Here is a 13273-nt window from a genome sequence, read left to right as displayed (position 1 = left end):
CGTCTGACTTCTCCTTGATGTGGCGAGTGTTGCTTAGTGTTCGTCACTTACTTTGTGAGACATGTAAACCATTGTCAACACGGTGAATAGATATGCTTGGATAGCTCCGATGAAGATAGAGAACCCTTGCCATATAACTGCTGGAATAATAGCGAATACGCCAACAACTGGGTTGATATGTGCTAGTTGCAATGCAATGATGCTTAGCAATACTTCCCCTGCAAAAATGTTACCGTATAGACGCAAACCGAGAGTCAATGTGTTTGCGAATTCTTCTACCAACTTCAGCGGGAATAAAAATTTCATTGGGCTGAAGTAGGTTCCAACAACGTAATGTTTAGTGCCTCTAAGCTTAATCCCGTAATAGTGAGTCAATCCGATAATTAGTACCGCCAGTGTTAGCGTTACAATTGGATCAGCAGTAGGTGAACGCCACCATACTTCACCGCCAACCGCAATCTGCATTGGCAATCCTAACATATTGGCTACGAAGATAAAGAATATCAACGTGATTCCTAATACGTGGAACCGTCCACCAGTTTTCCAGTCCATATTGCTGTTAATGATTCCTTTAACGAAATCCATTACCCATTCAATAAAGTTCTGTTTGCCTGTTGGGCGCATTTGGAGCTTACGAGTACAAAAGATTGCAATAAACAGTACGATGATACACGTAATTGTAATCATCAGGACATTAGACAAGTTAAATGCTAATTTCCCTAAGTACCATATTGGAAATTCCTCTTCCAATTTGGTTCACCCCTCTCTCTTTTAAGCGTTTTTCTTCCGGTAGATGGAATAGATAACAAAATCTAAGAAAACCACGGAATAAACAATGCCCAAACCAATCACCATACTATAAACGTGAAAAAAATCTGGCACTTGTGTCGCAATGATTGTTGCAAGTAGAACGCTTCCCATTCTTGCAGTTGTTCCCATACCATAGAAAGTTCGCTTTTCAGCAATCGCTTTCGTCATGGCTTGCGTGCGTCGCATTAGAAGCCAGTAGTTAAACCAACCTACAATAATCCCTAGCTTTAGCCCCAAAAAAATATGTACATGTGGGGTTAGCAACCATCCAGCTACGCATATGCCAACAAACGCAATGATGTACTTCTGATGACGATGATACATTCCTATCAGTGATTCTAACATTCCGGCAGATGTCCTTTCTTTAATGTTATTGGCCAATTTTGTTTCCCGTCCATAAAACGTGACTAAGATTTTACGACAGAAGCAAGTTTAGACTTTGTGATTTTTTACACATTACCTGTATGCTAACAAAAAGCCGAACACGCTTGTAAGCCTTATCAGCGTGCTAGTTTTTAGCATACAATAGGCAAAAGTAAAAAGTCAATATCTTTTCACAAATTCCGTACCCACTTGTCTACAATTTTACCACACTTCCACTACCGCTTGGAAATAATGCGAATTAATTTTTAACATTTTTTTGAAAAGTTACATATATCGCGTAGACTTTGACTTTGTCGTACGCATTTCCACACGCCACACCTCCGTAAGACACTGGAAAAACAAAAAAATCTTTCCTGTTTGCTAAGAAAAGATTCTGGGCAGATAACGTGACTGCATAAGCATCTTTTCCAGTGAAAAAGAACGAAAAAGTACAACACGTATTCTTATTTGAGTATAAAGTTATAATTACCCGGCACATCTGGGTCAATTCGGTCTACGCCACAAATCAGGCGTCGGCGGGATTGAGACAGTGCCGTATGACCAGCAATTATCCCCTACGCATTGAATAGAACAGTTACTTTTGGGTTCTTTCGATAATAACATTGTTCATCTTAACACAAACTATTGGAAAGCTCTAGCGAAAACTGACGCCGTAATATATCTGTAACAATGAGGCGCTTCCATTGGGATTTCTTGCTTTTTCACTGTACTAAAAAAACCATAGCTCGCAAAATCGGGAACTATGGTTTCGTCTCTTAGACTGTATAGTCAGATGGACGTTCAGTTGTTTTTTTGAAGTGATATTTGATGGCTTCTAGGATACGCGCAGACGCTTCGCCGTCACCGTATGGATTGTTGGCATTAGTCATTTTTGCGTAAGATGATTCGTTGTCTAGTAGGTCAAATGCTTCTTTTTTCAAGTCTTCTTTTGCGGTACCGATAAGCTTCAATGTGCCTGCTTCTACGCCTTCTGGACGTTCGGTTGTGTCGCGCAGGACTAATACTGGAACACCCATGCCTGGCGCTTCTTCTTGCACGCCGCCTGAATCGGTGAATACAAGATAGGATTTCTTCAAGAAGTTGTGGAAATCGATGGCATCCAGTGGTTCGATTAAGTGAATACGTGGATGGCCGCCTAGAATTGCTGTTGCTTTTTCGCGGACTGCTGGGTTCATGTGCATTGGATACACGATTTCAACGTCTTCGCGTGCTTCGGCAATTTCACGAACGGCTTCGAAAATCCCTTGCATCGGCGCGCCCAAATTCTCACGTCTATGCGCAGTCATCAAGATTAAACGATGGTCCCCTAATTCTTCCAAAATCGGATGGTGATAGTCGTCTTGTACCGTTGTTTTCAGCGCATCAATCGCCGTGTTACCTGTAACAAAAATAGCATCTTCGTTTTTACCTTCGCTTAGCAGGTTTTGCTTCGATTGTGCAGTAGGTGAGAAATGCAAGTCTGCCATAACGCCTGTTAGTTGGCGGTTCATTTCTTCTGGGAACGGCGAATATTTATTCCATGTGCGCAAGCCCGCTTCTACGTGGCCAATTGCTGTTTGATTATAAAAAGCTGCCAAAGCTGCGGCAAAACTTGTTGTCGTGTCTCCGTGGACAAGAACGATGTCCGGTTTTTCTGTTGCGATAACTTCATTCAAACCCTGCATTGCGCGGGTTGTAATATCTGTTAATGTTTGTTGTTTTTGCATAATATTCAAATCGACGTCTGGTTGTACATTGAAAATATCCAGAACTTGGTCTAGCATTTCGCGATGTTGTGCCGTAATAACAACGCGTGATTCAAAAAATTCGGGCTGCCCTTCTAACGCTAAAACAAGCGGTGCCATTTTGATTGCTTCTGGGCGCGTTCCGAATACACTCATTACTTTGATTTTACTCATGATTAACTTTCCCTTCTGAAAAAACGAGGAAACTGTTTCGCCTCCTCGTTCTCATTTATTTATTTTGTACCGAATAGACGATCGCCAGCATCTCCAAGACCTGGTAAGATATAGCCGTTTTCGTCTAATTTTTCATCCAAGCCTGCGACATAAATATCGACATCTGGATGTGCTTCCTGTAATGCTTTAATTCCCTCTGGAGCGGCAACTAAACACATAAACTTCATATTTTTAGCGCCACGTTTCTTCAGACAATCGATTGCCATGATAGCAGAACCGCCTGTTGCCAACATCGGGTCAACAACGATGAATAGACGTTCTTCTACATCGGATGGCAGTTTTACAAAATATTCGACTGGCTCTAATGTGTCGTGATCGCGGTAAAGTCCTACGTGTCCTACTTTTGCAGCTGGGATTAGCGTTAAGATTCCGTCTGCCATTCCAAGACCTGCACGGAGAATTGGTACTACACCTAATTTTTTACCAGCAATTGTTTTTGCGGGCGTGCGTTTAAGTGGTGTTTCAACGAATGTATCTTCTAGTTCTACGTCGCGAGTGATTTCGTAAGCCATCAACGTTGCGACCTCGTTTACTAATTCGCGGAATGCTTTTGTTCCAGTATCTTTATCACGGATGATCGTTAGCTTGTGTTGCACTAACGGGTGATCAATTACGTGTACTTTTGCCATTGTATTCGCTCCTTTAAGGTAAATTTCCTTCTCTTATTGTATCAAAGAATCCTGCTTGTGCAAGTAAAATATTGATTATGTAAAAACTGCTACAAAAAAAGATCGCGCCAAATTTGTAGTTTAGCGCGATTCTCTATTATTTATAGTGATGGATATAATGGATATTCCGCCGTGATTTTTGCCACTTCGGCTTTTACTTCGGCTAATACCGCTTCGTCTTCTAAATTGTGCAATACTTTAGCAATTAGTTTACCAACTTTTTCGATAGCCACTTCGTCAAAACCACGAGTTGTTACTGCTGCAACGCCTACGCGAATACCGCTTGTTACAAATGGGCTTTCTGTTTCGAATGGAATCGTGTTTTTGTTAACAGTAATGCCGACATCGTCTAGAACCGCTTCTACAGCTTTACCAGTCAAGCCAAGTGGTTTTAGGTCGATTAGTAGTAAATGGTTATCAGAACCGCCTGTTAATACCGCTACGTCGTTTTCTTGCAATGTTTTAGCTAATTGTTTAGAGTTCTTTAAAATATTTTCGCTATACGTTGTGAATTCTGGTTGTAACGCTTCGCCAAATGCTACGGCTTTCGCAGCGATAACGTGCATTAAAGGACCACCCTGAATTCCTGGGAAAATTGCTTTGTTTAGTTTTGCTTCCCATTCCGCTTTTGCTAAAATCATACCGCCACGTGGGCCGCGCAAAGTTTTGTGGGTAGTTGTTGTAACGAAATCAGCGTAAGGTACTGGATTTTGGTGGTGACCTGTGGCAACAAGACCTGCGATATGCGCCATGTCGACCATTAAGTACGCGCCAACTTCATCCGCAATTTCACGGAATTTAGAAAAGTCGATCGCACGCGGATAAGCACTTGCTCCGGCTACAATCATTTTTGGTTTGTGTTCTAGAGCGATTTCACGAACTTTGTCATAATCAATTTGTTTGGTTTCTTCGTCTACACCGTAAGCTACGAACTGATACAATTCGCCACTGAAATTCGCTGGGCTACCATGTGTTAAGTGACCACCGTGCGATAAATTCATGCCGAGTACCGTGTCGCCTGGTTGAAGCGTTGCATGGTAAACCGCCATGTTCGCTTGGGCACCAGAGTGAGGTTGAACATTTGCATATTCTGCGCCAAATAATTGCTTGGCACGATCACGAGCTAAGTCTTCTACAATATCAACATATTCACAACCGCCGTAATAGCGTTTGCCAGGGTAACCTTCTGCATATTTGTTTGTTAAAACAGATCCCATCGCTTCCATAACTTGCTCTGTCACGAAATTCTCCGATGCGATTAACTCAATATTATTCCGTTGTCTGCCTAACTCTAACTCAATTGCGTCAAAAACTGCCTTGTCGTGCTTTTGTAGATAAACCATGTGTGGATCCCCATCCTTTTCTCAAATGATTATTTAAAGCTTTTCGTACCTGCCTTAATAATCTCTCATTCCACCACAAAATGCAAGTGTTTTAGCGCAAAATTCAGAAAGTTTAGGGTTTCACAATTAGAAAAGCTGAAAGAGCCCGTTTAGCCTCGACAGAAACTGGAGCGGCCTCCATAAAAAGCCGCTCTTGCTTTTTATGGAGGGCGTGAAGTTTCCGAGAGGCTGGCTCTTGAAGCTGGATCCGGAGGCGCCCCACACGACGCAATACACTTCGAAAACCCCAACAAGACTACAAAACACTAATAAATCTCCCAAATCAGCCACCAAACTTTTTTCTCAAAACCACTCAAGCAAAATTACTTATGCCCAAAATACATTTTAGACTCACAAGAATCTCCGCTCAATCATCTCCTCCAATTCCCCAAACGTATACTCATAATCCGCCATACTCCCACCATACGGATCCCCAACATCAAACCCATTCGGCGACAACAACTCCGTCTTCCGATTAGGAAACTGACTCAAAAGCGCCTGCCGATGCTGTTCTGTCATCACAAAAACCTTATCCGCCGCCTCTACAAGCTCTGCCGTGACCCGCTTAGCCACATGATAAGTAGGCAACCCATGCTCCTGCAAAACCGCTTTGGAATTCACCGACATCGGTGCACCAGCCTGCGCTGACAATCCTGCCGAAGTCACTTCCCAATCAGGTTTGAGCCATTGCAACATTTTTTCCGCCATGGGGCTCCGACACGTATTTCCAGTACATACAAATAGAATTTTCATCGTTAATCTTCCTCGCTTTGTCTCATATAATGGCCACCTGCAGCCTTATCCAAACGATTCATGATAGCTGTTCCAATTCCTTCTTTCGCAAAAGCTTCGGCATAAATAATCGTAACACTCGTATGGTCAAAATTACGAAGCTGTTGATAAAGCTGATAGGCAACTTCTTCTAGATGTTCACGACTCCCAAGCGCTAACTTATGCGTTGACGCGTCCAAGTCCTTACTTAGCTCATCCGAAACTAAAATGCCCACTTCTTCACCACGAGCTTTGGCATTATCAATTTGTTGTTGGAAAAAAGTCGCATCACCTTCGATAATAACGACTGGCGCTTTCGGAGCATAATGCGTGTACTTCATGCCTGGCGCTTTCGGAGCTTCTTTCTGTTCCAGCGGCTGAACTTCGGAAATCACCGGCCCAATCACTGCCTCGATTTCAGCTTGAGAAACACCGCCTGGTCGTAAAATTGCCGGTACTTCTAGCGTGCAGTCAATAACGGTCGATTCCAAACCAACACCCGTTTTCCCAGCCGAAATAATGCCTGCAATTCTACCGTTCAAATCTTCTTCCACATGTTCTCCAGATGTCGGACTTGGTTTGCCTGAACGGTTCGCACTTGGCGCTGCCACAGGAATTCCCGCCACTGCCAAAAGTCCGAGCGCAACAGGATGCTCTGGCATACGCACACCGACACTGTCCAATCCCGCCGTCACATTGCGCGCTAATCGGTTAGCTTGTAGCGGTAAAATAATCGTCAACGGACCTGGCCAAAATTGTTTCATCAACTTCTTCGCATTTGGCGGTATCTCCTTCACAAAACTGTGTACTTGCGCTTGATCCGCGATGTGGACAATTAGCGGGTTATCAGATGGTCGTCCTTTTGCTTCATAGATTTTGGTTACTGCGGCTTCATTTGTAGCATCCGCACCAATCCCATATACAGTTTCAGTTGGAAAAGCCACTGTTTCTCCAGCTTGGAGCATTTTCGCAGCTTCTAAATATATTTGAATTTCGCTTTCTTTCGTTATCTGCCAAATCTTTGTTTTCATTAGGAAAGACTCCTTTACATTGCTTTAATCTTATTTTAACGGTTTTACGGTTGTTTTTACAGCTTAATTCGTGATTATTTTAAAAATAGCGATTCATCCACAAAGTTATCCCCATTCTGTGGATAATAACTTTGTCAATGTGGATAACTAATTGTGAACCTGTGGATAATGTGTATAAGTGTGTTGATAACTGGGTTTTAATTATTAAGATTTGATTAAAAAATTTTTTTTGCACAAACTATTATCCCCATCGCTGTGGATAATCACGGGGAATAAAAAAGCACCTCCGCGTGAGAGATGCTGTTATATCAATGTATTATGGCAGATTACCATACGATCTTTGCCATTTATGTCTTGTTGAATTTTCACGTTAGCCTGTGGAAAACTTTTTTCGAATAGTAATTTTACGGCTTCTCCTTGTGTATAACCTATTTCAACGCCAATCCAGAATTGTTTATCCACAAGTTGAGGCAAGTCGGCGATAAGTCGTTCGTAGATAGCTAAACCGTCGTTTGGCGCGAATAATGCGAGTTCTGGTTCATTTTTTAAGACGTAATCAGACATTTCGCTGCGTTCTTTTTCCGCGATATATGGCGGATTTGCCAAGATCATATCGAATTTTTCGCCGTTTTCTAGGAATGTTTTCACAAGGTCGGTGTGGATAAATCGGACATTTGTTTTTTGACGAATATTGTTATCCACAGCTACTTCGAGGGCTTCGGTGGATATGTCGGAGCCAGTGAGCGCGAGTTCTGGGAATTCGGCTTGCAAAGTAATCGGGATGATGCCGCTACCGGTGCACACGTCGAGTACACGCTGAACTTCGCCTGGATGCTGCTTTATCCACTGTTCTGCCGCATAGACGAGCTCTTCGGTTTCTGGACGCGGGATTAAAACGCTTGGTGTTACTTTAAAATCACGACCGTAAAACGGGGCCACGCCTAAAATGTATTGCACTGGTTCGCCGGCAAGATAACGCGCGAAATCAGCGTCAAATTGGGCTTTTTCAGTTGGGGTTAGTTCACGCCCAATTGTTGTCCACAGTTGCGAACGCGTCAAAAAAAGCCGAGTCTCTAAAATGATTTCGGCAATATTTTGATCGAGTTCGCGTTCTATTAAAACGGCTTTTGCTTGTTGTAAAACTTCGGCTATTGTCATCTTACAAACCGTCGTTGATGTGTTCTAGTTTACTTGTTTGGTCTTCCATGATTAGCGCGTCAATGACTTCATCGAGCTTGCCTTCCATGATTTGATCCAGTTTTTGAATCGTTAGACCAATTCGATGATCTGTTACGCGGTTTTGTGGATAATTATACGTCCGAATTCGCTCCGAACGATCCCCAGTCCCAACGGCAGATTTACGCGTCGTATCGTATTCTTCACGCGCTTCACGCTCAAATTTATCAAAAATACGGGCACGCAAAATTTTCATTGCTTTTTCTTTGTTTTTGATTTGGGAACGTTCATCTTGCATCGAAACCACGATTCCCGTCGGCATATGCGTCAAACGAACCGCGGACATTGTCGTGTTGACACTTTGTCCACCGGCGCCACTTGATGCAAATGTATCCGTCCGAATATCGCTATCTTTAATATCGATTTCCACATCTTCAGCTTCTGGCAAAATCGCAACAGTCGCGGTCGACGTATGAATGCGCCCGCCAGATTCCGTCTCAGGAACACGTTGCACACGATGCGCGCCGTTCTCATATTTCAAGCGAGAATACGCGCCATTTCCGTTAATCATCACGATAATTTCCTTATAACCACCGATTCCCGTCGCGTTCGCCTCCATAACCTCGGCTTTCCAACCACGAGACTCCGCATAACGCGAATACATCCGGAACAAGTCGCCAGCAAATAAGGCCGCCTCATCGCCACCAGCAGCACCGCGAATTTCCATAATGACGTTTTTATCATCATTCGGGTCTTTTGGAACGAGTAACAGCTTCAATTTTTCTTCCAAATCGGCTTTTTCTTGCGTTAGTTCATTGAATTCTTCCTTGACCATTTCTTTCATCTCATCGTCTAGCTTCTCGTTCAGCATTTCGCGCGTGTCCGCAAGCGCTCCGGTCACTTCTTTGTAGTGGCGATACACCTCTACTGTTTCCGCGATTCCCGACTGCTCCTTCGAATAGTCGCGCAATTTCTTCGCATCACTAACAACGTTCGGGTCGCTAAGCAACTCATTTAGTTCATCATAGCGATCCTCAACCGCCTGTAATCGATCATACATGTACTTTCACCTCATTCGTTTTATATCGACGGATTCGCATGGCACTTACGGCAAACAGGATAATAACGATCATTTCCACCAATCAAAATTTGGTCACCTTTATACATCGGCTTTCCATCTTCATCAACGCGCAGAACCATCGTCGCCTTCTTCGTGCAAAACCAGCAAACCGTCTTCATTTCTTCGATTTTGTCCGCATATAATAATAAATATTTCGAGCCTTCAAAAAGCTCATTTTGAAAATCATTTTTTAGACCGTACGCAATGACCGGAATGTTCAGTTCATCGGCAATACGCGCCAATTGCAAAATATGTTTCTTCTCCAAAAACTGCGATTCATCCAGCAAAACGCAATACGGTTTCGTCTCCAGTTGCGCCACTTCATCATACACATTTGTCGTCGAAAACACAGGAATCGCCTCACGTTTCAAGCCAATACGACTCGAAATCATGCCAACCTGATCGCGATCATCAATCCCTGACGTAAAAATCACAACCGGTTTATTTTGCTCCTCATAATTATGCGCTACTTTTAAAATTTCAATTGTTTTGCCGCTATTCATCGAACCGTACCTAAAGAAAAGCTGTGCCATCTTCCCATAACCTCACATTCACATGTTAAAAACTCTTTTTCATTCTATCATAGCGGGCAATTATGGACAACAGGAAGCCGCACTTCTTATTTTCATTCTGAAAAACACGCCGACATAAGAGTCAGCGTGTTGTTACAGAACCATCGTTTTCAACTTTTAGAGAAAGAACACTTGCCGTTGTATCAAAATCTTTCATCACGCTCAGCAAGTCATCCGCTTTCTCTTGTGGTGCAAAAATAAGAATGGTAGGACCGGCCCCACTTAGGCAAGCCGCATACGCCCCGTGTTCTTTCGTCAAAGCTCGAAGCGGCGCGAGATGTGGCACCAATTTTGCACGGTAATTCTCATGCCATAAATCGCGTTCCATCATTTTTCCTGCGAGTTCCAAATCATTTTGCAAAAGTGCCGCAATCATGACATTAGCGATGCTACTCGCTTTGACTGCTTCTTTATAGGCTAGTTCGTTCGGAAGTACGCCACGGCTTTCGCTCGTCAGCAATGCTTCTTGCGGAATAAAGGCTAATAAAGCGCAATCTGGGAACAAATGACGCACGTAAAAATCTTCTCCATCCAATTTCGCCCCAACAACAAAATTACCGAGCACGGCTGGTGCGACATTATCCGGATGGCCTTCAATTTCCGCTGCGATTTCCACTTTTCGTTCCGGTGTTAGTTCCAAATTGGCCAGTGCATTGGCTAGCTCAATTCCCGCAACGACGGCCGCAGAACTACTTCCAAGTCCGCGCGCCGCAGGGATATCACATGCCATTTGTAAACGATGTGGCGTCAAATCAGGCGCAATACTAAGCGCGGTTTCCACGATAACATTCGTTGCATCCGTCGGAATCCCCTCACCTAAATCATGCGCAACATGCCACTCGGTTGCTTCTTCCAAAACATCTAGCGTCAAATAAAGCGATAACGCCAAGCCGCACGAATCAAAACCAGGTCCAAGATTCGCTGTTGTAGCCGGAACTTGGATGCGGATCATTTCGTCACGCCCCCGCGCAAGTATTCACGCATTGCGTCCACACCTTCTACGTGCGAAATCGGAACTTCATGCACACTCATCGCAGTATCTGGATCTTTCAAGCCGTTTCCAGTAAACACACAAACGACCGTCTCGCCTTGCTTAATCGCGCCACTTTTCACGTGTTGAATCACGCCTGCAAGCGATGCCGCCGAGCCCGGTTCAATAAATACGCCGTCTTGTGCTGCGACTTTTTTATACGCGTTGACAATCTCGTCGTCTGTCACCGAATGGATATAACCGCCTGATTCATCGCGAGCCGCTTCCGCTAAGCCCCAACTTGCAGGATTTCCAATCCGAATCGCCGTCGCAATCGTTTCCGGATTCTTAATTGGCGCACCTTGCACAATCGCCGCCGCACCTTCCGCTTCAAAACCGTGCATGCGTGGTAAACCAACACCAAAATTACCGTCCCATTCTTTAAAACCTTTCCAATATGCCGAAATGTTTCCCGCATTACCAACCGGAATCGCAAGCACGTCTGGCGCTTTGCCTCCCAGTTGCTCACAGATTTCAAAAGCAGCCGTCTTCTGTCCTTCCAAACGATACGGATTCACCGAGTTTACTAACGCCACAGCTTCCGTCTCCGCCAATTCACGTACCGCGTCCAATGCCTCATCGAAATTCCCTTGAATCGCAATGATATCCGCACCATACATCACGGCTTGCGCCAACTTACCAAGCGCCACTTTGCCGTCCGGAATAACCACGTACGCCTTCATGCCCGCACGTGTCGCATAAGCCGCTGCTGCCGCTGACGTATTTCCCGTCGACGCACAAATAACAGCTTCCGCGCCCTCTTCCTTCGCCTTCGCAACCGCCATCACCATACCGCGATCCTTAAACGATCCCGTCGGATTCAAGCCCTCATACTTGCCATATAACGTCACACCAAGCTCTTTTGACAAGTTTGGCAATGGAATTAACGGTGTATTTCCTTCCGCCAAGCCAATCATCGGTGTTTTTTCAGTAATTGGTAAATAGTCCTTATATCTTTTCAATAAACCTTCGTACATTTGTTATCCCTCCACAACTTGATATTTCGCTTGCATTTGCATCTGTGGCTCCAGTTCCACACGACTAATCGCCTGCTCCAACTGCGCCTTACTCGTTACGTGCGTTACAACAACAACCGTCGCCGTATAATCGTCCAGCGGTTCTTGCAAAATTTTATCAAAACCGACACCCGCCTCCGCAAAAATCTGCGTTAACTTAAGGAAAGTCCCTGTCTTATCATCCATTACAATTCGCATATAATATTTCGAGAAAATTTCATCCGGTGACGTCTGCTTTGTATCATGCTGATAACTATTGAACGCATTCCCGTTCGTGCCTAACTTGCTGTTTTTAGCAACCGTAATAATGTCACTAACAACACTCGTCGCCGTCGGAAGTTCGCCTGCACCAGGCCCGTAATACATCGTCTCACCCGCCGCAGCACCCGTTACAAACACCGCATTATTCTCGTTGTTCACACCTGCCATCGGATGATACTTCGGCAACAACACTGGCCCAACACTTACAGCCACCGAACCGTTCTTCTCTTCGGCCGTGCCCACTAGTTTAATCACGTATTTCAACTGCTCCGCAACTTCCATATCACGCGGCGCAATCCCGCGAATACCAACCGTATCAACATCCGCCAAGTCCACGTTCATCCCAAAAGCAAGACGCGTTAAAATGACCATTTTGCGAGCCGCATCAATTCCGTCCACATCACTCGTCGGGTCAGCCTCCGCAAAGCCCAAATCCTGCGCTTCCTTCAAAACATCCTCGTATGTGCGTTTCTCGGTTTTCATTTTCGTTAACATAAAGTTCGTCGTGCCATTCACGATTCCCATAACCTTCTGAATCTTATCCGCCGCAAGACCGTTCACAATCGTACGCAAAATCGGAATCCCGCCGGCTACACTTGCCTCATAGAATAAATCACATTTATTCGCCTGCGCCACAGCAATCAACTCATCACCATGTAACGCAATCAAATCCTTATTCGCCGTCACGACATGTTTCCCAGCCTTAAGCGCCTGCAAAATATATTCCCGCGCTGGCTCAATGCTTCCCATAACCTCGACAACGACCGAAATTTCCGGGTCATCTAAAATATCAGTTGGCTCTGTGGTCAAGCTGAATCCTTTCGTTTCGTACCGACGATTTTTCTCTAAGTCACGCACAAGTACTTTTTTGACACTTACTTGGTAGCCCGTAATTTGACTAATTTTCTCCGCGTGCTCTTCTAAAATGTGAATAACACCACTACCAACCGTTCCAAATCCTAAAATTCCAACTTTTAATTTCGCTTCCACTTGCCAACCTCCTCAGTTCTAAAACAATGTAATTATTGCTTATTATACGCAATTTCATTCCATAAAGCAAAGGGTTATTTGATATATCTGAATATTCGTTTACG

The 13273-nt window shown here is 44.2% G+C and carries 13 protein-coding genes; all 13 read right to left on the bottom strand.

Annotated elements, in window-relative coordinates; genetic code table 11:
* Nucleotides 1-33: 33 nt before the first annotated feature.
* Nucleotides 34-750 carry a F0F1 ATP synthase subunit A gene (atpB, locus tag EP57_RS12850; RefSeq protein ID WP_036087317.1) on the bottom strand — a complete coding sequence of 239 codons (717 nt, stop codon included), beginning with the start codon at nt 748-750 and terminating at the stop codon, nt 34-36.
* A gap of 21 nt (nt 751-771) precedes the next feature.
* Complete coding sequence (locus tag EP57_RS12845) at nt 772-1155, bottom strand: ATP synthase subunit I (RefSeq protein WP_036065646.1); 384 nt, start codon at nt 1153-1155, stop codon at nt 772-774.
* Between the two features lie 794 nt (nt 1156-1949).
* Complete coding sequence (wecB, locus tag EP57_RS12840; RefSeq protein ID WP_036087316.1) at nt 1950-3092, bottom strand: non-hydrolyzing UDP-N-acetylglucosamine 2-epimerase; 1143 nt, start codon at nt 3090-3092, stop codon at nt 1950-1952.
* 59 nt (nt 3093-3151) lie between these two features.
* Complete coding sequence (upp, locus tag EP57_RS12835) at nt 3152-3781, bottom strand: uracil phosphoribosyltransferase (protein ID WP_036087314.1); 630 nt, start codon at nt 3779-3781, stop codon at nt 3152-3154.
* A gap of 140 nt (nt 3782-3921) precedes the next feature.
* Complete coding sequence (glyA, locus tag EP57_RS12830; protein WP_036087313.1) at nt 3922-5163, bottom strand: serine hydroxymethyltransferase; 1242 nt, start codon at nt 5161-5163, stop codon at nt 3922-3924.
* A gap of 390 nt (nt 5164-5553) precedes the next feature.
* Complete coding sequence (locus EP57_RS12825; protein ID WP_036087312.1) at nt 5554-5955, bottom strand: low molecular weight protein arginine phosphatase; 402 nt, start codon at nt 5953-5955, stop codon at nt 5554-5556.
* A 2-nt stretch (nt 5956-5957) separates the two neighbouring features.
* Nucleotides 5958-7004, bottom strand: a complete 1047-nt coding sequence (locus EP57_RS12820; protein WP_036087311.1) for an L-threonylcarbamoyladenylate synthase — start codon at nt 7002-7004, stop codon at nt 5958-5960.
* A 303-nt stretch (nt 7005-7307) separates the two neighbouring features.
* Nucleotides 7308-8162, bottom strand: a complete 855-nt coding sequence (prmC, locus tag EP57_RS12815) for a peptide chain release factor N(5)-glutamine methyltransferase (protein WP_036087310.1) — start codon at nt 8160-8162, stop codon at nt 7308-7310.
* 1 nt (nt 8163) lies between these two features.
* The gene (gene prfA / locus EP57_RS12810) at nt 8164-9240 is read right to left on the bottom strand and encodes a peptide chain release factor 1 (protein ID WP_036087309.1); all 1077 of its coding nucleotides are present in this window, start codon (nt 9238-9240) and stop codon (nt 8164-8166) included.
* A 20-nt stretch (nt 9241-9260) separates the two neighbouring features.
* Entirely contained in the window at nt 9261-9833 is a 573-nt protein-coding gene (locus tag EP57_RS12805) for a thymidine kinase (RefSeq protein ID WP_036087308.1), read from the bottom strand.
* Between the two features lie 121 nt (nt 9834-9954).
* On the bottom strand, nt 9955-10821 hold the full coding sequence (gene thrB, locus EP57_RS12800; RefSeq protein WP_077916873.1) for a homoserine kinase: 867 nt from the start codon (nt 10819-10821) through the stop codon (nt 9955-9957).
* Nucleotides 10821-11879: a threonine synthase gene (thrC, locus tag EP57_RS12795; RefSeq protein ID WP_036087306.1), complete on the bottom strand. Its 1059-nt coding sequence runs from the start codon at nt 11877-11879 to the stop codon at nt 10821-10823. Before thrC ends, thrB begins: the two co-directional genes overlap by 1 nt.
* Before the next feature lie 3 nt (nt 11880-11882).
* Entirely contained in the window at nt 11883-13169 is a 1287-nt protein-coding gene (locus EP57_RS12790; protein ID WP_036087305.1) for a homoserine dehydrogenase, read from the bottom strand.
* Nucleotides 13170-13273 lie beyond the last annotated feature (104 nt).

Source organism: Listeria booriae (assembly GCF_000766865.1).
GTDB classification, from domain to species: Bacteria; Bacillota; Bacilli; order Lactobacillales; family Listeriaceae; genus Listeria_A; species Listeria_A booriae.
Note: the sequence above shows the minus strand (reverse complement) of the source record. Positions and strands in the feature narration are given on the sequence as shown.